This is a genomic window from Actinokineospora sp. NBRC 105648 (genome assembly GCF_030269645.1).
Taxonomy (GTDB): domain Bacteria; phylum Actinomycetota; class Actinomycetes; order Mycobacteriales; family Pseudonocardiaceae; genus Actinokineospora.
Map to the genome: position 1 here is coordinate 41813 of NZ_BSTR01000023.1, position 21702 is coordinate 63514.

Here is a 21702-nt window from a genome sequence, read left to right on the forward strand (position 1 = left end):
CGGTGCGCAGTGCGGCGAAGAGGTGACCAGCCTGATCCTGCTCCAGGGCATGACTCCGAGTGGTGCTCGAACAACGGGGTGGGCCGACGGTCGGGCACGGGCCCGACCGTCGGCGACGGAGCGGCCCTCAGGGGTGCAGCACGACCTTGGTCCAGCCCTTCTCCCGTCGGTCGAAGTTGCGGTATGCCTCGGGAGCCTTGTCGAGCGGTAGTTCGTGGGAGACGATGATTCCCGGGTGTGCCCTGCCGCCCGCGATCAGATCCCGCAGTGCGCGGTTGTACTTCTTCACCGGACACTGCCCGGTGCCGATCGTCTGCCCCTTGAACCACATCAGCCCGAAGTCCAACGCCAGCTTGCCCTCGGCCTCGAGCTCGCCTGCCCGCTGCTTCTCCCGGCCTCCGGGGTCGCTCGGGACGAACACCCCGACGCAGCCGATCTTCCCGGTGAACCGGACGGCGTCGATCAGTGTGTTGAGGGTCAGGCCGGCGTCCTCGTTGCCCTGCGGGTCGTGGGCCTGGTAACCGACGCACTCGCAGCCGTTGTCGGCACCGAGTCCGAGCGTGGCGTCCTTGACGACCTCGACCGGGTCCTGCGCGGAGTCGTCGATCGGGATGGCACCGATCTTCGCCGCGAGCGCCAACCGGTCCGGGTGCCGGTCCACGACCCACACCCGGCCTGCGCCCTTGAGGATCGCGGAGTAGGCGGCCATCAGCCCGACCGGGCCGCCGCCCATGATCACCGTCTGGTCACCGGGCTTGACCCCCGCCATCTCGGTGGCGTGGTACCCGGTGGGGAAGATGTCCGCCAGCATCACGTAGTCGGTCTGGCGCTCGGCGGCGTCCTCGCCCAGGCGCAGGGCCATGAAGTCGCCGTGCGGCACACGCAGCAGTTCGGCCTGCCCGCCCTGGTAGGGACCCATGTCGGCGAACCCGAAGGCCGCCCCGGCGAAGGACGGTTCGGGCTGCATGGTGAGGCAGTAGTTGGTCAGGCCGCGTTCGCAGTTCTTGCAGAACCCGCAGGAGACGTTGAACGGCAGCACGACGTACTCGCCGACCTTCACCTTGCGTACGGCGTCCCCGACCTCGACGACCTCGCCCATGTTCTCGTGGCCGAAGGTCCGCCCGGTCTCGAAGCTCGTCCGGCCCTCGTACATGTGCAGGTCGGATCCGCAGATGTTGGTGGTGGTGATGCGGACGAGGATGTCGTTCGGGTCCTCGATCCGGGCGTCCGGCACATCGGTGACGGCGATGTCCTCCGGGCCCTGGTACACGACTGCCTTCATGCCGATCCTTCCTGGTGCTGTCGGTGGGGTGTTGCACGTCCCGGTCCGCGTCCATGCTGCGCGCCGGATCAGCGGCACCGCTTCAGCCCGACAGGGCGAAAACGGGGGCCGCGAGCCGAATCCGGGAGGCGCGTGTCACCGCATGGGCCTCCCGTGAACCCGCGCGTCACGGCCGGAACACCGGCACGGCCGCACCCGTCCTTCTCCTTGAACATCCGATAGCTCGCCGGACCGTCGTCCAGCCGCATCGGGTGGGTTGCGAGGTGGCGGGTGGGCAGCTCACCCGTTGCGATGCGGTCGAGCAGCATCGGGATGTAGCGCTGCCCGTGCTGCTGGGCACCGCGCAGGGTCAGCCCCTTGTTCATCAGCGCGTCGAGCGGGAACTTGTCGACGATGCCGCGGAAGACCCCCAGGCAGAACACGGAGCCACCCTTGCGGCAGGCGTGGATGGCCTCCCGGATCGCGGGCGCGGGCAGCGACCTGCCCGACGCCACCGGCACCCCACACCGCCACGACGTCACCCGGCTTGACGCCACCCAGGTGCGCGCCCATCCACCCGGTCGGGCCGGCGTCGGAGGCGAGGACCGCGGCGAGGTCGTCCTCGATCGCCTCCGGCACGACGAACGTGCTGTGGTCGGCGAAAGGCACGCGGATGACTCGGCATGACTGCCCGCGTACCCGCCGAGGGCGTGGGAGTACCCGAAGCGGGCACCGATGCTCTGACCCCAGAGTGCTCTGACCCCAGAGTGCCGACCGAGCTGACCGCCGGCCGCAGGATGTCCTGCTCCCGGGTCCGATCGAACCTGACCATCGCGAGCGCGAACACGCTGCGGACGTTCGACATCTGGGGGCGAAGCGCGACCGGATGCTGTTGATCGTCCACCATGGCTGCCCAACCGAACGGCTCCGGGGTCGCCGACGACCAGCTCGACGACTGGAGAGCCGGCGCGCTGGTCCGGGTCTGGGCGGGCCGCGCGGGCGGGTCGGGGTGGTGAATCCCGTACCGCACACCACGATCTCGCCGACCCAGCGGATCGGGTACGGGGTCCGCGGCGGGTGGTGGATACGTTCGACCTGGGTCGGCCGTGTCTCCCGGGGCACCGGGCCCGGCCGCCGGAGCAGGGTCACCGGGGAGGCCAGGGTGCGGCTGTCCTCGGAAGTGATCATCAGGTGCCGGGCGGACCCGCTCCCGCGACACCAAGTCCGCGTAGACCGGCGAGATCGGGGCCCGGCGGTGATGTAGACCTCGCTCGGCCATCCCGTCCCGCTCGATGAGCACCTGGCACACCCGCCGGGTACAGGGTGATCCGCAGTCTCCCGACCCGCATCAGCTGATCCCAGGGCACGCGGTGCACAACCCCATGGCACCCAAACGCGTCGAGCAACGCCGTCGAGGTCAGGACCCCGGTACGGATCAGGGTCTCGCGCGGCGACCGCGCCGGCGAGCTCAGGTCGACGTGGTCGAGCCGGCGCCGGTCAGGACCACCGCCGACCGGCGGCATCGCCTCGCACTCGACCGTGCGCGGCGGCCGGATCGGGTAGTCCGGTTCCCGACCATGATCCCGATCCCGGCACCGGATCCACCGACATCGCGCGTTCGTCGTCGCCGGCGTGCCGGCCGTGGTGGCCGAGGAAGGTCAACTCCAGCACCGCCTCGCCCGGGCCCGCCGCCCCGAGGGCGGCGTCGGGCGCGGCCGCGACAGGGAGTCCATAGTGGACATTCCGCCAACGCGCCCGGGGGCCATGGGCATCCGCTGCGAGAAGATCTCCCGCTGGGAGGCCGGGCGCGGCGCCCCGGCGCCGGTCGCCCAGGCCGCGACGGCCGACCTGCGCGGTGTGCTGCCCGCGACGGTGGCACGGCTGAACCGGGGACTCGTGATCGCGTCCGGATCGCCCCGTATGGGCGTATCGGTGGTGCGGATCTTGCTCTAGCTTGGTCTAGACCATTGCGCTGGTACGAGGAGGATCATGTCCGGGAAGAGGTGGGGGGCCGCCGTCGCGGTCGGTGCCTTGGCGGTCGGGTTGGCGGTTGTCGGGGCGCCCGCCCAAGCACACGGCGGCGGTGGTGGTGAGGTCCGCACAGTCGGCTACTACACGCAGTGGAGCCACGAGGACCGGGGCATCCCCGTCCGCTACATCGTGGACAACGGCACGGCGGCCAGGCTGACCCACATCAACTACGCCTTCGGCCTGCTCGACGAGCGGGGCCGCTGCGTCAGCTCCGACCCGGTGGCCGACTACCAGCGGCTGATCCCCGCCCAGGAGTCGGTCAACGGCGAGGCCGACCGGCCGGGCCAGCCGCTGGCGGGCAACCTCAACCAGCTCAAGCAGCTCAAGCGGAAGTACCCGGGCCTGCGCGTCTACATCTCCCTCGGGGGCTGGATCGGCTCCACCTACTTCTCCAACGCCGCCCTGAACCCGCGGTCCCGCGCCGCGCACGTCAAGTCCTGCATCGACCTGTGGCTCAAGGGCGACCTCCCCGGTGCACCCGCCGGTGCCGCCAAGGGCGTGTTCGACGGCATCGACCTGGACTGGGAGTGGCCCGCGACCGAGGGCAACGCGGGCAACGTCGTTCGCCCTGAGGACAAGCAGAACTTCACCGAGCTGCTGCGCGAGTACCGCGTCCAGCTCGACCGGCAGGGCCGCGCCGACCACAAGCGCTACGACCTCACCGCGTTCCTGCCCGCCAACCGCGAGGCGATGGACCGCGGCTACGAGCTCGCCGAGGTGTACCGGCTGCTGACCTTCGCCACCGTCCAGGGCTACGACTACCACGGCGCCTGGGAGAAGACCGCCAACCAGCAGTCGGCCCTGCGCGTCCCCGACGGCGACCCGACCTCGCCCAAGGACAGCGGCGAGATCGTCGTCAACGCCCACCTCGACCGCGGCGCCCCCCGGGACAAGATCACCCTCGGCGTGCCGTACTACGGCCGGGGCTGGACCGGGTTGCCGAACGCGAACAACGGCCTGTTCCAACAGTCCACCGGCCCCGCGCCGGGCACCTACGAAGCGGGCTACGACGACTACCGCACCCTCAAGAGCCTGCTGACGAGCGGGAAGTCCACGCTCTACCGCGACAACAAGGCAGGCCACGCCTGGCTGTTCGACGGCACCACCTTCTGGACCTACGACGACCCGACCGAGCTCACCCGCAAGGGCCGCTACATCAAGGACCGCAAACTCGGCGGCGCCATGATCTGGTCCCTCGATGGTGACACCCCCCAAGGCGAACTGATCCGCGCCCTCTCGACCGGCCTGCACCGGCGGTAGTCCCGGCGTGCCTCTCCGCTCGCCGGCAGGCGAGCGGAGAGGCACGTTCTCGTGCGATGTCCGGCGGCGGTGCCGGATCGGAGTGGTCGCGGTGGTGTGGAGCTCGAGCAGAGCGGCGTCGAGGGCGTCGATCCCGTGTCGTCGGCGCCGTGGAGGTCAACGCACCACGTCGCGGGTGACCACTGGGTGACCGGGCGCGGGTCTGGGACCCAAGTCGATCACCTCGGGCGGGCCCAGCACCGCGACCTCGTACAGCGCAGCGGGTGAGGGCGCGATCCCGCAACCGACACCCCCCGAACGCCACAGCCGGCGACTAACCGCCAACCGTGATCACCCGCGCGCCGGGGTAGACCGGACCGCGGGCGATCTCGCCCATGGTCGGGCGCCTCTCGCACCTATCGCTGCCTCGCTCGTCCTCGTCGGTGCCGAGGGTTCGGTCCACCTCCGCACCGACGAGCCCACCTCATCACAAAATCTGTCGTGGCTGGAGTAGACATTCGCACTCGGGCGGGTGTAATGTTCTACTCATACCGAGAGAGACAGCGTCAAGCAGGCGCGGGAGATGATGGAACTACCCGCGAGGCGAGACCCGCGGCCGGGCAGGGTGATCACATCGCCGACCGGCCAGTGCCGGGACCGGAGTGCAAGACGATGTACGAGGCAGTGCCGGTCCCGAGGTGACCAGCGCGGGCGCACGGGTGGCCAGTGAGCCCGAGTGCCGGGTAAGGCAGCTGGAGCAGTGGCACGACAGCGTTCGAGCAAGTGAATGACAGCAAGTGAATGACAGCAAGAGCGAGCAGCAAGAGCGAGCAGCAAGACGGTCAGGTGGCCGGAGCCGATCGGTGGACGGGGTTCCGGGCAGTGATCAGCGGCGCGGGGCGCGCTGGGGCCGGTCAGTGGTAGGGGTCCCGCCGTGAACGCCGCGCACAAGGCAGTACACGCAGTACCTGTGGTCGACAGTGCAGTACCTGTGGTGAACGCAGTGGTAGAGGCAGTTGAGAAGAAGAATGGTGAAGGAGGGGAGAGGGCCCATCATTGGATCGCCCGCGGCGGCCGCCTTGACGTGCCGCGCGGGTACCGCAGTCCCATCGGAAGGAAGGGTGGTTCTGGGTACGAAGCAGCGATCCCCGCACCGGCTGTGTCGTGGCCGGGTCAGGCGGGTAACGGAAGCCGGTCTCACGGCCGGATGACAATGGTGACACCCAACCCCGGGACCCCGGACGCCGAACACGGCGTCCGGGGTCCCTTGTGCCGCGGAGGTGCGATGACCCCTGACCACAGCGAGACCCCCGCCGCCGGCGCGACCGGGGCGGAGGAGAGGTTCGACGACGAGTACTACCCCGCTTACACCATGGGTGGCGCGGCGGACCTGCTCGGCGTGACCGCCGGATTCCTGCGCAGCCTCGACGAGGCGGGCCTCATCGAGCCGCACCGCTCCACCGGCGGTCACCGCCGCTACTCCCGCCACCAGCTCCGCTTGGCCGCCCGCGTGCGAGAACTGCTCGACCAGGGCACCGGCCTCGACGCGGCCTGCCGCGTCATCACCCTCGAGGACCGACTCCGGGACTCCGAACGACACAACACCGAACTCCGCGCCGCCGCCGATCCGCACCGCACCGACTGATCCGGGCTGCCGGGCCCCAGCCCCGTCATCTCATCCGGTGTCTTCGCTCCCGTCGCGGCATACCAGCGTGGGCCCCGGCGAAGGCGGTCCGTGTGATGAATCTGATCGACACACCCGTGCGCTCGGACCTCGTCGTCGAGGTGGAGAGGCCCCTCGACGTCCTCGTCGCACCGCCTGCGGTGGAGGACGGGCAGCCGCAGACCCGACTGCCGGTGCGCGTCGTGGTCGAGATGGGCGTACGCGCACTGCTGTTCGCCAAGGAGGTCGACCGCCCGGCGGCCGGTGCGCCAGCCGCGTCGCGACGATCCGCGTGGCACCGTCCCCCCCACGGTGCGGCGGATGAGCGACGTCGTGGACCTGGGCGCCCTATCGCGGCGTAGCCACGGGGCACCTTCGACGGGATCGGACCAGGCCGCCGAGGCAGCGACGGGTCGCGAGGCCGATCTGGGCTTTCCGCGCCGCTTCGTTGACGATCCCACGTCCGCTTGACGGTGCCTGATACCTGCGCCGCATCACCGAGTTGACCGCTGCGGGCGCGCCACACCTGGTCAACCTCGGCTCCGCCGCGCTCGGCGTCGAATGCTGCTCGCCGCGGGCGCGTCCTCACCCTCACCGCGGCCACCGCGGTGTCCTGTGTCGTGCTGTTCGTCGGGGCGCTGCTGATCGACGCATCCGCCCCGAACGGATTCTGCGTCCGCCGGTCGATCTCGTCGACTCCCGACCCCCGGCTGCGACATGCTCTCGTCGGGCCCACGGCGAACAGACCGTGGTCCGCGGTTGCCGACAGGCGGGAAAGGCGCTTCCTCCGCTGCCGAGGAACCAGTGCCGTTGTTGGCCCCCGGGAGGGAGAGCGATCGCGCGGTCGACCGGGGAGAGGTCGAGCACAGACATCGCACTGCCTGCGAGGCCGTTCTGTGTGAACAGCGTCGCGTTGCCGCCGTACCCGCAGTCACCCTCCGCCAGTTGCCGCCGCCACGGTCGAGGCCAAGTGGCCGGGAGGGCAGTTGGGTGGATAGACGCGGCCGCCCATTCTCGGTGGCGCCGAGACGACGTCCTACTCGGGTGCCCACCACCCATGTGCCCCCACTTCGGCGATTCACGCTGGCCGGCTGGGTGTGGGAACGAGCCGATTCGTCGAGTCCGGGGGAGCACCTGGTCGGTGCGTGACTCGATCAGCCTTCCGCACGGTGTGCTGGAAGACTGGACGGGTGCGCTCGTTCGATGACTTGGTTCGTGAGGCCGCCGCGGTGTCGGTGGCGGGCTCGGATTACTCCTGGTTGGCGGGTCGGGCGAGCGAGGAGCGCCCCCCGTGGGGGTATGTCCGGCTGGTCGCGCGGCGGGCGTCGCGGGTTCGTCGGGTGTTGGACGCGCAGACCGGTGACGGTCGCGTGCTGGCCGAGGCCGTGCGTGTCGCGCCGGAGGTGTTGGCGGCGACTGACAACAGGCTGGACCTGCTGGAGAGCGCTCGACGCGCGCTGGTACCGCTGGGTGGCGTGGTCGTCGCGGCGGAGGATGGTGTGCTCCCGTTCCGCGACGGCGCGTTCGACTTGGTGGTCAGCAGGCATCCGCGGATCGGGTCCATGAACTGGTCGGAGGTGGCCAGGGTGCTGGCACCCGGGGGTGGGTATCTTGGTCAGCACGTCGGGTCGGGGTCGGGCCGGGAGTTGGTGGAGGCCATGCTCGGCGCCCAAGAGGTGGACGACGGGCTCGCCGAACGGGAAGCCGGGGCGGCCGAAGCGGCCGGGTTGCGCGTGCGGGACCTGCGCAAGGTTGGTCTGCGGGTGGAGTTCGCGGACATCGGCGCGGTGGTCTACCTGCTGCGCAAGATCGTCTGGTTCGTGCCCGACTTCGCGGTCGAGCCGTACCGGGAGCGGTTGGCGTTGGTGGACAAGCACATCCGTGCGGAAGGCTCGTTCCGCACCCTTGCTCACCGCTTCCTCATCGACGTTCGCGCGTCCGGCTGATGTGTGTTTCCGGCTCTCGTGGAATCGGCCGGCGTGGGAGTGCGTCGTCCGGATTTCAGCTTGTGAGCCGGTCACCAGGGAGGTCCGGTTTCTTACCCACCCGATGGCGGGCAGGAACCGTTGTCATCAGTGGTACCCATCCGCGGTGAGGGGACTGTGCCCGCCCGTGCCGCGGCCCGGTGGAAGGAGTTCCTGGTGAAGGTGGTCGTCGTCTCCGACACGCACGCGCCGCGCCGGTGGAAGTCGTGCCCGCCGGAGTTGGCCGCGTGCCTGGCCGATGCCGACGCGATCCTGCACGCGGGTGACGTGTGTGTCCCGAGCGTGCTCGACGAACTCGCCCAGTACGCCCCCGTGCACGTGGTGCTCGGCAACAACGACGGTCCTGATGTGGCCGCTTGGGGCGCGTCGGAGACCCTGCTGCTGGACCTCGATGGCCTCGTCGTCGCCGTGGTGCACGACAGCGGCCCCGCCACCGGGCGCGCCGCTCGGCTGCACAAGTGGTTCCCGACGGCGGACCTGGTGGTCTTCGGCCACTCGCACATCCCGCTGGACGAGCGGACCCATCAGGTCCGGATCTTCAACCCGGGGTCGCCGACCGACCGGCGCAGGCAGCCACGAGGCACCTTCGGCGTGCTCGACATCAACGCGGGGGCCCTGGTCTCGGCCCACCTCGTCGCGGTGGCCGGTCCGACGAGGGCCTGACCACCTGGCCCTTCCGAGACCGCGCGCCGGGGCGAGTGTTTCGACGCCTCCGCGCGTTCGCTCAGTGGCGGCCTGCCGGGGGCGTTGGCGGCCAAGAGCGGCCGTCCACGATGTTGCGGGCGGAGGCGGCACGGCGCGCTGGTGGGGTAGCGGGAGCTCGGGGTGCTGTCACTGTTCGCTCGGTAAGCGGCGATCTTGCTCGCCAACGCGCGGTTGGTGCCGCCGAAGTGGTTTCACGGCCACGCCAAGGAGAAGCCGCGTGGTTTGGCCGGTGGCGCCCCGGGCAACCGGTCAGTACCGATGAGCGAGGTGAAGTCGCATGGACACACCCGATCAGGTGAGTATCGGGGTGCTGGCCGACAAAGGGCTGCCCGGGCAGGTGATCACGGCGATCGCCGACGATCTACCCAGGGTTTTGGCCGCCCGAGTGAGCGGGGAGACGCGGTGGGGGGTGGAGCACCGGGTCGAGCAGTTGCCGTTGGACGAGGACGGTGACATCCCGATGCGCTCGTTGTCGCAGCAGTACAGACAGGACCGGGGGTGGGACCTGCTGGTCTTGATCACTGATTTGCCCCGGCGTACGGGGGCGAGACCTGTCGTCGCGGGTATCGATGTCGAGCACGGGGTCGCGATGATCTCGATGCCTGCGCTTGGCGCCGTCCTGGTGCGTCGTCGGGCACGGAGACTGCTGGTCCGCGTGGTGCGGCAGTTGGTGTCTCAGCGGTTCGGGATCGAGGGGGATCAGGGCCGACGGGGGTTGGCTGATCGGCTGGGTGAGGTGTTGGCCCCGACGCAGCGGGTGTCCGGCGGGCACCAGTCCGCGGCGAGCCACCTGGCTCTGGTGGGGCTGCGTGGCCGGCTGCGGCTGCTGGCCGGGATGGTGCGGGACAACCGTCCGTGGCGGCTCGTCCCGCACCTGGCCGGTGCCACCGCGGCCGCGGCGGGCACCGCCGCCTACGGCGTCATCACCAGTTCGTTCTGGAAGCTGGCGGACGCGTTGTCCCCGCTCCGGCTGGCGGGGATCACGGTGGTCACGGTCGTGATCATGGTGGTGTGGTTGATGGTGTACAACCACCTGTGGGACCGGCCTTCCGAGGCCGTCGAGCGGCGCAAGGCGGTGCTGTACAACGCTTCCACGGCGGCCACGCTGGCGATCGGGGTGTTGTGCATGTACACGATCCTCTACGTGCTCGCGGCGCTCGCCGCGGTTGTCCTGATCGACAGCGGCTATTTCGCGCAGACCCTGGGGCACCCGGTCGGTATGGGTTCGTACTTGAACCTGGTGTGGCTGTGCAGTTCAGTCGGGATCGTCGCCGGTGCGCTCGGGTCAAGCCTGGAAGACGAGGAGACCGTCCGCAAGGCGACCTACAGTCGCCGCGAGCGGGAACGCCAAGAAGGAAACCGGGGCAGGCGGGAAGACCGACCCACCTAGCGCGGCGACGGCACTCAGGACAGCGGGTGACGTCGTTGACTATTCGGTCGAACCGGGTCTGTCGTGCCGTCACGGTCGGGGAGGGCACTCGGGTGGCGTGAGTGGCGCGTCGGTCCGAGTACCAGGCGATCGACTGGTGCGCGGTGTGATCGTGAGGTGTGGCACCGGCAGGGAGTCGGGACCGGTGTGGCGCGCGGAGTCGGGTTTGCGTCCGTGCTGAATGTCCCTCTCGTGGTCGAGGACCGGGTGTTGGGCGAGCTGCCCCGCGGTGAATCTGGGCTGTTGGCCAGGCTGTGCATCTCGGCCGCGGCTTGCGTGGCGTTGGGGGTTCAGTCGCCGCCGTCCGGGGAACGTGATCATCATGTCGCGACCGACTGGGTGGGATCGCGGTCGCTGGGTGGAAGGGGGACTGTCATGTTCTCGCGCTTGGACGCGGGTGATCTTGTGGTGTGGGTGCTGGGGGTGTCCGCGCTGGTGCTGCTGGCTGTGTCGCTGGTCCTCACGCTGAGCACCGGCGAGTCGACGGTCAGGAACTCGACCGGTGCGGCCGGAGGGATCCTCGTGGGCATGTGGGCGGCGGCCTCCACCGGCAACGACAAGGACAAGGCCGAACGCGGAGCCGACAAGTGAGCCGGACGGTGGCCACGGTCTTCCTGACTGTGTCGGCGATCCTGGTGGCAGCTTCGACCACCATGGCCATCATGTGGCGACAGCCACTGGCCGTGGTCACCTCGGCCATACTGCTCGTGCTGTTCGCTTACTCGGTCGTCTCGGTCCGTAGAAGTACGCGAGACGACTGATCCGCCCAGAGGCTCGCACGGTGGCGGGCAGGGTGACCCCGGTGGCGGCGTTGCGTTCGCGGCGGTCACGTTTCGCGGACCGTGCCGCTGCGAGGTCGCCCTGGGCGTGGCGCAGGCAGTCGACCTTGGCCGGACGAACGCGCGGTAGGTCGGGAACAGCCGGTCGCGGGCGGCCGCCATTGGCATCTCCCGAGATTTTCACCGCCGCGGGAAGCCGCCGATCGACCAGGGCGGTGGCGACCGATCCCACCAGTTGTGACCGGTGTTGACGAAGACCTCGACACAAGCCACCCAAGGCCACCGCAATCGCCGCGTTGCCGATCCACACGGTCAAACCAGTACGAACACGCGGTCGCGAACCCGCCGAGGTCGCCCAAGGCATCCCGGGCGTAGAGGTAGGGGCCACCCACCCCGGTACTCGTTTGCCCAGCTTGCCGAAGACCAACGCGAGGTGAGCGCTCCGACGACGACCAACCCGAAGGCCACCAAGCTCAGTGGCTCGCACGGAGCGTGATCGGGACGGCAACGCGAACACACCCGTCCCGATCACCGATCCCACCACCAGGACCGTCCCCGTCGGCAGCCCGTAGCACTCGGTGACACGCCTTCCCCTTGGTCGCGCACCGGTGTCCTGACCGCGTGCGCACGCGCTGCTCTGTTCGGACATGACGACCATTTCCCCAGTGTCCTGAGTCGACAGTCGACGTGACTCTCGAGGGCGGCAGTGGGAAGCCGGTACGTCATCCAGCAGGGGTGGGCAGAACCGAGGTCGCCGACCTTCGACTCCGTCGTCTGCCGCGTACTGGGCCGCGCCACCGGGGTATCGGGTTACACGCGCACCATGTCGTGGCAGAGCGTGCCCGCCACGCCGGTCACCTCGAACAGCCGCGACACCCCCCGATTGCACACCACCACCAGCGTGACGCCACGGCGAGTGGCTCGGTGGTGCGCGTCCAGAACAACCAGCAGGCCGTGCGATCCGAAGAACGTGACCTCGCTGAGGTCGAGCACGACGTGCCCAGCGGCACCTTCGGTCGCCGCCATCAACGGCTCGGTCAGCAGCCAAGCCGAGGTCGCGTCGACCTCGCCGCGGACCTCGATCGTCCACAGCGGATTGAAATGGTGCATGCTGACTTCGAGGAAACCGGGCCTGTGCGGATGAATTCCCATTGCTCTCCCTGTCGGACCGCGAGTGCGTGAACACGCTGGAGCGAGTTCACCGGATCGTTTTCGACCATAGGTCGGAAATGTCTGGTCCGGTTCGCCCCGGTCGGGTGATGGGTGCTACCCCGGACCGTCCTCATCATCGCGCGGAGAAGCCCGCATCTGCGAAATAGGGTCTAAATGGGACGTTCAGTCGACACGCAGTCAATCTGCCCGGGTGCGCGACGGAGGTGAAAGGGCCGCCCGCCAACTGTCTTGCGGCTCCTGCTGATGTGCACCGCGATCGGGCTCGCTCTGGCCTTGGCGCCGCTGCCCGCGCTCGTCGCGATCGTGCTCCACTGGGCTCATAGACCGGTGCCGGGCCTGGGAGGTCCGCTGCCGCCGCGCCCCGACTCGCCGCGGCGGGATTCCTGCCAGGTCCGGCACCGGTGGGCGGAGCCGCCGGTCCAGGGATGCCCGGGTGAGCGCCGTCCGCCGACAACGATGCCGGTTGCACCCAGCAAGATCATCACCTATTGCGGGTGAGAGCCGAACAGCGGCCGAATGATTCTGCGCGGCGAATTTCCGGCGGTTTCCACTACCGTGAGCCAGGTAATAGTCGATCTTGTGTCTTTCGCCCGCTAAAGGTGAGGTCCACACTGGCGCCCACCGATCTACTCCTGACCAAGAGTGCGATGGTCCGGCGCGACATGCTGTCCATCGTCTGCGTTGACAACAACGGCGGCGTCGAGTTCGACCTACAGTGTGAACAGGGGCAGAAGAACATGCTGGAGCAAGGCCGAATGGCACAGATAAACGAGGCTGACTCCGTGGTGGTCGCGCGTGGTCGTGCGTTGCCCACCGGAAGGGCGCGCACACCGCACCCGAGTGTGGTACCTGCCTGGCGTGAGCGACTCGTCGGTGTGCTGGACGAGTGCGTCTCCTCGGTGTGCACGCCTCCGCCGGTCACGCTCGTGCACGGTCCCGCGGGTTCGGGCAAGACCACCGCGCTGGCCGCGTGGGCGGCTGAGCCTGCCCGGCCTGCGGCACCCCGGGTTCGCTGGGCCGGCCTCGACCAGCACGACAACTCCCCGGCGAGGCTGTGGGGCACGATCCACTCCGCGCTCGCAGTCGACGACAGCCCGCTGTCGTGGGATTCCACCGACCCGTTCGCCGACTTGGTGCGCGCGGTGGACAGCGCGTCGGGCCACACCTGCCTCGTGCTCGACGACATCCACGAATTGCGCGAGCCCGCCGCGTGCGAGGTGCTGTCCGCCCTGGTGCGGCACCCGCCGGACGGACTGCGGCTGATCCTGGCAGGCCGGACGCCGCCGGTGCACCTCTCACGGCTGTCCCTGGAGGGGCGCTTGCGCGAAGTGGACGGACACACGCTCGCCCTCACCAGGGCCGAGACGGCGGCGCTGCTGGCCGAGTACGGCATCGACCCCGACCCGACCGCGCTGACCGCGCTGCTGGAACGGACCATGGGCTGGGTGGCGGGCACTCGGCTGGTGGCGTCCTGGATGGCCGGAGCACCCGCGGCCGCGCGCGACCCCGGGGCGTTCCCGGCTGACGACCCGCTCGCCGCGGACTACTTCGCCGAGGAGGTGCTCGCCGAGCACCCACCGCACGTGCGGCACCTCCTGCTCGTGACGAGCGTGTGCGATCGGGTCAGCGCCGAGCTGGCCGCGGTGCTGTCCGGGCAACGGCACGCCGGGACGCTGCTGCACTGCCTGGCCCGGACCAACTCGCTCGTCATGCGCTGCGCGGACACCGCGGGTGAGTGGTACCGCTACCACCCGTTGCTCCGCGATCACCTGCGTGCCGAACTCACCCGAACCCGGCCCGGTGCACGGCAGCGGTTGCACCGGAAAGCCGCGCGATGGCTGCGCGCCGAAGGTGATGTGTCCGCCGCGCTCAGGCATGCCGAACTGGCCCAGGACCACGACCTCACCGCCGAGATGATCGAGGCGGATGGGCTGCGGGAGGTTCTGCGCGGCAACAGCGACCAGGTGTGCGCGGCCGTCGCCGCGCTGCCCGAGGACAAGGTTGGTGCGCCCGAGGTGACGGCCATCGCCGCTGTCGCGGCTCTCGAAGTGCCGGATGTGATTGCTGCCGAGGGGTTCCTGGCCCGGCTCGCCGACGCTGACCCCACTCGATGGTCTTACCGGATGCGGGCCTTGCGCGCGTTCGCCCTGCTGCGCCGCGCCCACCTCGACGGTGGCGGCGTGGTGCCACCGCAGGCCCGGACAGCGGTGAGCGGCGACCCGCAGGTGGACGTGCTCATGCGATTCGCACGCGGTAGTGCGGCCCTGTGGTCGGGCAGACCAGGTGCGGCGGAGTCGGAGCTGAGCCTGGTCGTGCAGGCATGCCTGCGTGCCGACCTGCCCTGGGCGGCGCTGCACGCCAAGGTCTACCTGGCGGTCACCGCCGCGCTGCGCGGAGACCTGCCGGAGGTGGAGCGGCGGACCCGCCGGGCACTGCACCTGGCGGCACGGCACGGCTGGGAGCGCTCATGGGCCTGTGCGCCCGCGCACCTGCTGCTGGCCTGGCAGGCGCACCAGCAGGGTGACACCGCGGCCGCCCGACGGCACGCCGGGGTGTCCGCCGAACTGGCGCCCCGGTACCAGGAGCCCGCCCTGGCGCTCACCCACGCGTGCCTGACCGCGTTCATCGAGTTCGAGGACGCGGCGGACCCCCACGCCGTGGTGCGTGACACGAACCGCTTGTGGCAGCGGCACACCGCGGTTCGGGTGGCCCCGCAAGTGGTCGCGCTGCTGCTGCCGTCCCTGGTGCGGATGACGCTGAGGGTCGGCGAACCGGTGCGCGCGCTGGAATTGGTGGATCGCGCCCAGCCCGTGCTCGAGGGCCACGCGGAGCTTTCCGTGCTGCACGCGATCATGCACGACCAGCACGGCCGCACGACCCAGGCGCGCAGACTGCTCGTCCCGGTGCTCAGCGGGCGAACCCAGCCGCTCGCGCCGCCGACCACGGTCGACGCCTGGCTGCTGGAGGCGACCCTGGTCGACCGCGCCGACCGCAAGCGCGCTCACGAGGCAGTGGGTCGTGCCCTGCGAGCCGCCGAGCCGATCAACGCGATCCGTCCGTTCCTGACCGCGCGGCGCTCGGTGCGCGATCTGCTGGCCGAGGGCGCGGGCCGATTCGGCAGACTCGACCCGTTCGCCGAGGCCACCCTCGCCGCACTGCCCGTGACGGCCGCGACCTCCGACCCGCTCACCGGCCGCGAGCGTGAGCTGCTGCTGGAGTTGCCCTCCATGCGCACCGTCGACGAGATCGCGGAGTCGATGTTCGTCTCGGCCAACACGGTCAAGACGCACATGCGCGGCATCTACCGCAAACTTGGGGTGCGGCAACGCCGCGACGCCGTTGTCGCCGCCCGCAGGCAGGGCCTGCTCTGACCACGGGAAGGGCGCTGCGGACCAAGGACTCGTGGCTCGACTGCCTCATGCGGCTCGTCCGGCACGGGGTCCACGCCGATCTGCCGGGATGCTGGGCGCCGCGGTGTGCGTTCTGCGCCCGTGCACCCGCACCACCGACCGGCGGTGTTCGTCGCCTCAGGCGTCGGCCGGGCCGAGTGCGGAGGCCGCGCTGGTGGCGCACCGGTGGCGACGCCAGACCTGTGGTGCGACCAACGCTGGCCCGAGCTGTCCCTGGCCCGGGCTCGAGCACCCGACCGGGCCACGGCCCTGGGCCAGGTGACGGGGGCGGCCGCCCTGCCCGGCCTGCGGGACAACGGGAGCAGGGTGGTGCTCACGGTGTACCTGGGGCAACCACCCCCGCCGACGTCGCGGTCGTGCTGCGCGGGCACGAGCGACTCGCCGCGCCCGGTGTCGCGGCGCTGGCCACGACTTCCGGCCAGCCGCACCGGCTCAACCGGACGCTGGATGTACTGCACGGGCGCGATCTGGTCGAACAGGCGAAGGGCCTGCTGATGGCTCGGCACGGCACCGATAGTTCTACGGCGTGGACGAGCTGGCCGAGATCAACACGGCCGCAGGTACGACGGTGGAAGCACTCGCGGCCCGGCTGACCGATGGCACCGGCCGCTGATCACCTGCTCCGAATGAGGTCAGGTTCGCCAGGGCGCGACAGACTGGACCGGGAGTCCACAGTGGAGGAGGAGCTCATGAGCTCATCTCGGCGCAAGACCCTCGTCTCAGTGCTGTTCGTCGTGGTCATGCTGGCCTCGGCCAAGCGCACGGCCAACCCGGCCGACCCGCCGGACCCGACGGCCGAGGCCGTCATCGGCGTACTCGACGCTCCATTGCTGTGGCGCGTCGCGGCCGAGGCGCTGCGTCTGCGATCAGGTCGATAGGTTCACGGCAGGACCGTGTCGGTCCGTTCGGCACCGGCATCGGGACAGCCGCGCCCGCGGCCTGGACCTCCTCGCCGGACACACCTGGCCCTCGGGCGACCGAGGGCGCCACGGTGCGGCTGGGGTCAGTGGACGGCCGAACCGGTCGGCGAGCGTGGTGGCCCCGTGGTCGGAGTGGCCAGCACACCGAGGTCGATGCGCCCGCGGTCTTCGACGTTGGGGCCCGATCTCGGGCGTCGCCCGCCACGCGCCTGGGCACGGCTCGGGCGAGCGGACCGTTGGTCAGAGCCATTCGTTGATCGCGGCGAGGTGGACGGTGGTCTCCCGGCGGATGGCGAGCTGGTCACATCGGGTAGCCGCGGCGCGGTGGCGTTTGAGCCGGTTGATGCCGCACTCCACCGCATGACGCTGCTGGTAGATCTCGGGGTCCAAGGCCGGTGGCCGCCCCCGGCCGCGACGGTTCAGGCAGCAACGGCCCCAGCGCCGCCCACTGCTCGTCGGTCAGGTCGGAACCGACTTCGATACCGGCCCCGAGGCGGAGGGCGGGTTTCGTCCTCACCGGGTGAGGCGCCGCACACGTGCCTTCGTCAGGCTGGGAGGAGGTGCATGTCCCCCGGAACACAAGATCCAGGAGGGGAAGGGCCCAGATGACAGTGAGGCGTTTCGACCCGATCCGAGTACTCGACCGACTTCCCGAGCTGACAGGCCGCACACCACGCGCACCGCGGGTGGAGGCGTTCCGCCGCTGTGATCGCTGCATCGTCGCACTCGAGTTGCCGGGCGTGGACCGCAAGGACGTCGACGTGACCGTGGAACGCAACGTTGTCAGGGTCAAGGCAAGGCGAGACCCGCTGCGGCACGAGAACGACGAGGTGCTGATCGATCAACGGCCACATGGAGAGTTCAGCCGTCAGCTCTTCCTCGGCGACCTGCCGGCCGCCGGTGACCTGACCGCGAGTTCGACCGCGGCGTGCTCGTGCCGGCCATGCTGATCGCCGAGTCGAGCAAGCCTCGCAAGATCGAGGTTTCCGAGCAGACGACCGTCAATGCCTGAGAGGTAGCCATGACCACTCATCACCCGAATTCGCATACCCGCGCTGACACCAGCTGGGACATCGCGCCGAGCGCGCCGCAGCGGCGCGCGATCGCGTCGTTCACCAACTACCGCGACGCCGAAAGTGCCGTGGACCACCTCGCGGACAACAAGTTCCCGGTCGACCGCACCGCGATCATCGGCGTTGACGTCCACTTGGTCGAGCAGGTCGTCGGCCGGATGAACTGGGGCCGCGCGCTGCTGAACGGCGCCACCGCGGGCGCGGTTCCCGGCCTGCTGCTCGGCTGGATCTTCGGCCTGTTCGACCTTGTCAACCCGCTCGTCGCCGCGTTCACGCTCGCCTTGTACGGCCTGGTGTTCGGCGCGGTCATCGGCGCCGTCATGGGCGTGGTCTGCTACGCGTCGCAGCGTGGCAGGCGCGACTTCAGCTCCGTGACCATGATGGTGCCGAGCCGGTACGACCTCGTGGTCGACGCGGAGATCGCGGACGGGGCACAGCGGCTGCTCTCCGGCATGCCCCCCGCGGGGGGTGCGTCGTAGTGGCCACGGCAGTGGGAATCGACCTGGGCACGACGAACTCCGCGATCGCGGTCGTGGAGGGCGGCCGGCCCACGGTGATCGCGAGCGCCGAGGGATCCAGGACCACCCCGTCCGTCGTGGCGTTCACCGAGAGCGGCGAACGGCTGGTGGGCCAGCTGGCGAAGCGCCAGGCCGTGCTGAACCCCCGGGGAACGATCTACTCGGCCAAGCGCTTCATCGGCCGCCGCTTCGAGGAGGTCGACGAGGAGGTGAGGACGGTCACGTTCGACGTCGTCGACGGACCGAACGGATCGGTGCGCTTCAAGGTGCACGACAAGCTCTACGCGCCGGAGGAGATCAGCGCGCAGGTGTTGCGCAAGCTCGTCGACGACGCGGGCAAGTACCTCGGCGAGAAGGTGCGCGAGGCGGTGATCACCGTACCCGCGTACTTCAACGACTCGCAGCGCCAGGCGACCAAGGACGCCGGCAAGATCGCGGGTCTCGAGGTCCTGCGGATCGTCAACGAGCCGACGGCGGCCGCGCTGGCGTACGGGTTGGACAGGAAGGGACACGAGACGGTGCTCGTGTTCGACCTGGGCGGTGGCACGTTCGACGTGTCCTTGCTCGACGTCGGCGACGGCGTGGTCGAGGTGCGGTCCACCTCCGGCGACACCCACCTCGGCGGCGACGACTTCGACCGCAGGCTCGTCGACCACTTGGCCGACAAGTTCAAGAACGACACGGGGATCGACCTGCGCAACGACGCCCAGGCGCTGCAGCGGCTGTCCGAGGCGGCGGAGAAGACGAAGGTCGAGCTCAGCTCGGTCACCCAGACCCAGGTGAGCCTGCCGTTCATCACCGCCGACTCCAGCGGCCCGAAGCACCTGACCGAGACCGTCACGCGGTCGACGTTCGAGCAGATCACGGCCGATCTGGTGGAGCGCTGCCTGGGCCCGGTCGAGCAGGCCATGGCCGACGGCAAGGTGTCCGCGAACGACATCGACGAGGTCATCCTCGTCGGTGGCTCGACCAGGATCCCGGCCGTGCAGAAGCTCGTCCGCCGTCTGACCGGCGGCAAGGACCCGAACATGAGCGTCAACCCGGACGAGGTCGTGGCACTCGGTGCCGCCGTCCAGGCGGGTGTGCTCAAGGGCGAGGTCAAGGACGTGCTGCTGCTGGACGTGACCCCGCTGTCGCTGGGCGTGGAGACCCGCGGCGGCGTGATGACCAGGATCATCGAGCGCAACACGACGATCCCGGCCCGCCGCTCCGAGGTGTTCTCCACCGCCGAGGACGACCAGCCCGCGGTGGACGTCGTGGTGCTGCAGGGCGAACGGGAACGCGCGGCCGACAACCGGGTGCTGGGCCGGTTCCAGCTAACCGGGATCAGGCCCGCACCGCGTGGTGAACCGCAGGTCGAGGTCATCTTCGACATCGACGCCAACGGCATCCTCAACGTGACCGCCCGTGACAAGGACACGGGCGCGGAGCAGGGCATCACCATCAGCGAGAGCTCGAACCTGGACACCTCCGAGGTCGAGCGGATGGTGACCGACGCCGAGGCGAACCAGGCGCAGGACAGGCGGCTGCGCGAGGCCGTGGACGCCCGCAACACCCTCGACTCGATCGCCCACCAGGTCGAGAAGACCCTGTCCGACCTCGGCGACAACGCTCCGGCGCACGAGAGGGCCCGCGCCGAGATGCTGGTCTCCGAGACGCGCGAGGCGGTGTCGGACGAGGCGCCGGTGGAGCGTGTGCGGGAGCTGACCGACGAGCTCACCCAGGTGCTGAACGGCCTGATGGCGGCACAGTCGTCCGCGCCTGCGCCGCCTCCCGGCGGGAGCTCGGCCACAGCCTCGGACGACGACGACGTCGTCGACGCCGACTTCGACCGGGTTTGATCACGATGACCGCCCAGGGGGACGCCGCGAACCCCGCGGCCGGGACCGGGGCAGGCGCGACCCCTCCCGCGTCGGCCCCGGACCGGGACATCGCCGAGTTGGAAGACCGCTGGCTGCGCGCCATGGCGGAGCTCGACAACGTGCGCAAACGCCACAGCCGCGAGCTGGAACGCCAGCGCGCCGCCGAACGCGCGCGGGTGGCGTCGGTCTGGCTGCCGGTGCTCGACAACCTGGAGCTCGCGCTCGGGCACGCCTCCGACGACCCGTTCGCCGAAGGCGTGCGGGCGACCCTCGACCAGGCCGTCGAGGTGCTCGCCCGGCTCGGCTACCCGCGCCACGACGCCACCGGCGTGCCGTTCGACCCAGCCGTGCACGAGGTCGTGACGGTGCAGGACGACCCGGACGCGCCACCGAACGCGGTCGTGCGCGTGCTGCGGCCGGGCTACGGCGATCTGCGTCCCGCCGCCGTCGCGGTGTCGCGCCAGCGGGAGTGAGCTGACGTGGCCACGGACTTCTACGACGCGCTCGGCGTGCCACGCGGGGCGGGCGACGACGAGATCGGGCGGGCGTACCGCGAGCTCGCGCGGCAGTACCACCCGGACGTCAACCGCGACCCCGGTGCTGAGGACCGGTTCAAGGAGGTCAGCGAGGCCTACGAGGTCCTCTCCGACCCGGCGCGACGCAAGCGGTACGACCAGTTCGGCGCGGACTTCCGCCGCGTCCCGGAGGACTACGGCGAACGCGCTCCTCGGGGACGCACGGTGTACACGAGCGGGCCGGGCCACGGCGGGTTCGAGGACTTCGACTTCGAGGACCTGTTCGGCGGGGTCTTCCGCCGCGGTGGTCGCGGCGGCCCGATCCCGGGCGCCGACCAGGAGGCCGAGCTGACGCTCTCGGTCGAGGACGCCTACGGGGGCGGCCACCGCAGGCTCACGATCGGCGACCGCGAGCTGGATGTGACGATCCCACCCGGCGTGGTGGACGGCTGGCGCATCCGCCTGTCGGGCCAGGGTGGACACGGATCGGGCGGCGGCGCGTCCGGGGACCTCTTCCTGGTGGTCCGGATCGCGCCGCACCCCCGGTACCGGCTGGAAGGCCACGACATCGTCGTGGATCTGCCGGTCGCGCCGTGGGAAGCGGCGCTCGGCGCCACTGTGCCGATCATGACGCCGGGCGGCGAGGCGAAGGTCCGCGTGGTGGCGGGCTCGTCGAGCGGACGACGGCTGCGGCTGCGCGGTGAGGGCATGCCTAATCCGCGCGGCAAGGCCGGTGACCTCCACGCCGTCGTGAAAGTCATGGTGCCGAAGTCGCTCGGCAAGCGGGAACGGGGGCTTTTCGAAGAGCTCGCCGCGATCTCCGACTTCAACCCGAGAGGCCCGTGATGTACGTCCTGACGAAACCAGCCAGGCTCAGCGCCGACCGCGTGTCCATCCACACAGGACTCCACCCGGAACTGGTGCGCCGGTTCGCGGCGCTCGGGCTGATCGAGTGCGCGGTGGACGACAGCGGACGGTTCTGGTTCCCGCCGGGCACCGTGGCCCGCCTCGCGCGGATCCAGCGGCTGCGTGGCGGGCTCTCGCTCAACTACAACGCGGTCGGGCTCGTGCTGGACCTGCTCGACCGGATCCGAGTCCTGGAAGCACAAGCGCGCGGGAGTGAACCACCATGGAGGTGA

Annotated in this window: 23 protein-coding genes; 19 read left to right on the plus strand and 4 right to left on the minus strand. The window is 70.2% G+C overall.

The genetic code is table 11. From position 1 onward, the window contains the following. Positions 1-127: 127 nt before the first annotated feature. Both QSK30_RS20625 and QSK30_RS20630 read right to left on the minus strand, forming a co-directional pair. Positions 128-1282, minus strand: a complete 1155-nt coding sequence (locus QSK30_RS20625) for a glutathione-independent formaldehyde dehydrogenase (RefSeq protein WP_285504993.1) — start codon at positions 1280-1282, stop codon at positions 128-130. Positions 1283-1350: 68 nt separating this feature from the next. Further along, entirely contained in the window at positions 1351-1704 is a 354-nt protein-coding gene (locus tag QSK30_RS20630) for a hypothetical protein (RefSeq protein WP_285504995.1), read from the minus strand. Between the two features lie 10 nt (positions 1705-1714). Here QSK30_RS20630 and QSK30_RS20635 point away from each other — a divergent pair, with 10 nt between their 5' ends. The 10 genes from QSK30_RS20635 (at position 1715) to QSK30_RS20680 (ending at position 11074) form a co-directional block, all read left to right on the plus strand. Continuing rightward, positions 1715-1948: a hypothetical protein gene (locus QSK30_RS20635; RefSeq protein WP_285504997.1), complete on the plus strand. Its 234-nt coding sequence runs from the start codon at positions 1715-1717 to the stop codon at positions 1946-1948. Between the two features lie 945 nt (positions 1949-2893). Beyond that, positions 2894-3214 carry a hypothetical protein gene (locus tag QSK30_RS20640; protein WP_285504998.1) on the plus strand — a complete coding sequence of 107 codons (321 nt, stop codon included), beginning with the start codon at positions 2894-2896 and terminating at the stop codon, positions 3212-3214. A 36-nt stretch (positions 3215-3250) separates the two neighbouring features. Further along, a complete protein-coding gene (locus QSK30_RS20645; RefSeq protein WP_285505000.1) occupies positions 3251-4552 on the plus strand; it encodes a glycoside hydrolase family 18 protein in 1302 nt (433 codons plus the stop codon). Between the two features lie 1264 nt (positions 4553-5816). Then, the gene (locus tag QSK30_RS20650) at positions 5817-6176 is read left to right on the plus strand and encodes a MerR family transcriptional regulator (protein ID WP_285505001.1); all 360 of its coding nucleotides are present in this window, start codon (positions 5817-5819) and stop codon (positions 6174-6176) included. A 95-nt stretch (positions 6177-6271) separates the two neighbouring features. Beyond that, a complete protein-coding gene (locus tag QSK30_RS20655; protein WP_285505002.1) occupies positions 6272-6556 on the plus strand; it encodes a P-loop NTPase family protein in 285 nt (94 codons plus the stop codon). Positions 6557-7384: 828 nt separating this feature from the next. Beyond that, on the plus strand, positions 7385-8140 hold the full coding sequence (locus tag QSK30_RS20660) for a methyltransferase domain-containing protein (protein ID WP_285505003.1): 756 nt from the start codon (positions 7385-7387) through the stop codon (positions 8138-8140). Positions 8141-8335: 195 nt separating this feature from the next. Further along, entirely contained in the window at positions 8336-8842 is a 507-nt protein-coding gene (locus QSK30_RS20665; RefSeq protein WP_285505004.1) for a metallophosphoesterase family protein, read from the plus strand. A gap of 319 nt (positions 8843-9161) precedes the next feature. Continuing rightward, on the plus strand, positions 9162-10274 hold the full coding sequence (locus QSK30_RS20670) for a hypothetical protein (RefSeq protein WP_285505005.1): 1113 nt from the start codon (positions 9162-9164) through the stop codon (positions 10272-10274). Positions 10275-10688: 414 nt separating this feature from the next. Then, on the plus strand, positions 10689-10904 hold the full coding sequence (locus tag QSK30_RS20675) for a hypothetical protein (protein WP_285505006.1): 216 nt from the start codon (positions 10689-10691) through the stop codon (positions 10902-10904). Then, positions 10901-11074 (plus strand): hypothetical protein, encoded by a 174-nt coding sequence (locus QSK30_RS20680; RefSeq protein WP_285505007.1) that lies wholly within the window; start codon positions 10901-10903, stop codon positions 11072-11074. Before QSK30_RS20675 ends, QSK30_RS20680 begins: the two co-directional genes overlap by 4 nt. Before the next feature lie 828 nt (positions 11075-11902). On the opposite strand, the gene QSK30_RS20685 is transcribed toward QSK30_RS20680, so the two are convergent. Further along, on the minus strand, positions 11903-12202 hold the full coding sequence (locus tag QSK30_RS20685; RefSeq protein WP_285505008.1) for an STAS domain-containing protein: 300 nt from the start codon (positions 12200-12202) through the stop codon (positions 11903-11905). A 662-nt stretch (positions 12203-12864) separates the two neighbouring features. Between QSK30_RS20685 and QSK30_RS20690 the strand changes: the two genes are divergently transcribed. The 3 genes from QSK30_RS20690 to QSK30_RS20695 all read left to right on the plus strand — a co-directional run bounded on the left by QSK30_RS20690 (position 12865) and on the right by QSK30_RS20695 (position 16553). After that, positions 12865-15636, plus strand: a complete 2772-nt coding sequence (locus QSK30_RS20690; RefSeq protein ID WP_285505009.1) for a winged helix-turn-helix domain-containing protein — start codon at positions 12865-12867, stop codon at positions 15634-15636. A 47-nt stretch (positions 15637-15683) separates the two neighbouring features. After that, positions 15684-16268 (plus strand): ANTAR domain-containing protein, encoded by a 585-nt coding sequence (locus QSK30_RS36955; protein WP_352231600.1) that lies wholly within the window; start codon positions 15684-15686, stop codon positions 16266-16268. A gap of 96 nt (positions 16269-16364) precedes the next feature. Continuing rightward, entirely contained in the window at positions 16365-16553 is a 189-nt protein-coding gene (locus tag QSK30_RS20695) for a hypothetical protein (protein ID WP_285505010.1), read from the plus strand. 282 nt (positions 16554-16835) lie between these two features. Here the strand turns inward: QSK30_RS20695 and QSK30_RS20700 are convergent, their stop codons facing one another. Further along, on the minus strand, positions 16836-16985 hold the full coding sequence (locus QSK30_RS20700) for a hypothetical protein (protein ID WP_502871857.1): 150 nt from the start codon (positions 16983-16985) through the stop codon (positions 16836-16838). A 350-nt stretch (positions 16986-17335) separates the two neighbouring features. Here QSK30_RS20700 and QSK30_RS20705 point away from each other — a divergent pair, with 350 nt between their 5' ends. From QSK30_RS20705 to QSK30_RS20730, 6 genes are all read left to right on the plus strand, one after another. Beyond that, on the plus strand, positions 17336-17545 hold the full coding sequence (locus QSK30_RS20705) for an Hsp20 family protein (RefSeq protein WP_285505011.1): 210 nt from the start codon (positions 17336-17338) through the stop codon (positions 17543-17545). Between the two features lie 71 nt (positions 17546-17616). Then, positions 17617-18147, plus strand: coding sequence for a YflT domain-containing protein (locus QSK30_RS20710; protein ID WP_285505012.1), 531 nt, complete (start codon positions 17617-17619; stop codon positions 18145-18147). Beyond that, positions 18147-20027, plus strand: coding sequence for a molecular chaperone DnaK (gene dnaK / locus QSK30_RS20715; protein ID WP_285505013.1), 1881 nt, complete (start codon positions 18147-18149; stop codon positions 20025-20027). The genes QSK30_RS20710 and dnaK overlap by 1 nt, the downstream gene beginning before the upstream one ends. Before the next feature lie 5 nt (positions 20028-20032). Continuing rightward, positions 20033-20521 carry a nucleotide exchange factor GrpE gene (locus QSK30_RS20720; protein ID WP_285505014.1) on the plus strand — a complete coding sequence of 163 codons (489 nt, stop codon included), beginning with the start codon at positions 20033-20035 and terminating at the stop codon, positions 20519-20521. Between the two features lie 6 nt (positions 20522-20527). Further along, complete coding sequence (locus QSK30_RS20725; protein ID WP_285505016.1) at positions 20528-21409, plus strand: DnaJ C-terminal domain-containing protein; 882 nt, start codon at positions 20528-20530, stop codon at positions 21407-21409. Then, positions 21409-21702 (plus strand): chaperone modulator CbpM, encoded by a 294-nt coding sequence (locus tag QSK30_RS20730; RefSeq protein WP_285505017.1) that lies wholly within the window; start codon positions 21409-21411, stop codon positions 21700-21702. The genes QSK30_RS20725 and QSK30_RS20730 overlap by 1 nt, the downstream gene beginning before the upstream one ends.

What these genes read in the sequence shown, in the direction of transcription:
- QSK30_RS20625 (WP_285504993.1), bottom strand. Translation starts at nt 1,282, where the DNA reads ATGAAGGCAGTCGTGTACCAGGGCCCGGAGGACATCGCCGTCACCGAT.
- QSK30_RS20645 (WP_285505000.1), top strand. Translation starts at nt 3,251, where the DNA reads ATGTCCGGGAAGAGGTGGGGGGCCGCCGTCGCGGTCGGTGCCTTGGCG.
- QSK30_RS20650 (WP_285505001.1), top strand. Translation starts at nt 5,817, where the DNA reads ATGACCCCTGACCACAGCGAGACCCCCGCCGCCGGCGCGACCGGGGCG.
- QSK30_RS20655 (WP_285505002.1), top strand. Translation starts at nt 6,272, where the DNA reads ATGAATCTGATCGACACACCCGTGCGCTCGGACCTCGTCGTCGAGGTG.
- QSK30_RS20670 (WP_285505005.1), top strand. Translation starts at nt 9,162, where the DNA reads ATGGACACACCCGATCAGGTGAGTATCGGGGTGCTGGCCGACAAAGGG.
- QSK30_RS20675 (WP_285505006.1), top strand. Translation starts at nt 10,689, where the DNA reads ATGTTCTCGCGCTTGGACGCGGGTGATCTTGTGGTGTGGGTGCTGGGG.
- QSK30_RS20685 (WP_285505008.1), bottom strand. Translation starts at nt 12,202, where the DNA reads ATGCACCATTTCAATCCGCTGTGGACGATCGAGGTCCGCGGCGAGGTC.
- QSK30_RS36955 (WP_352231600.1), top strand. Translation starts at nt 15,684, where the DNA reads ATGCGGCTCGTCCGGCACGGGGTCCACGCCGATCTGCCGGGATGCTGG.
- QSK30_RS20695 (WP_285505010.1), top strand. Translation starts at nt 16,365, where the DNA reads ATGAGCTCATCTCGGCGCAAGACCCTCGTCTCAGTGCTGTTCGTCGTG.
- QSK30_RS20710 (WP_285505012.1), top strand. Translation starts at nt 17,617, where the DNA reads ATGACCACTCATCACCCGAATTCGCATACCCGCGCTGACACCAGCTGG.
- QSK30_RS20720 (WP_285505014.1), top strand. Translation starts at nt 20,033, where the DNA reads ATGACCGCCCAGGGGGACGCCGCGAACCCCGCGGCCGGGACCGGGGCA.
- QSK30_RS20730 (WP_285505017.1), top strand. Translation starts at nt 21,409, where the DNA reads ATGTACGTCCTGACGAAACCAGCCAGGCTCAGCGCCGACCGCGTGTCC.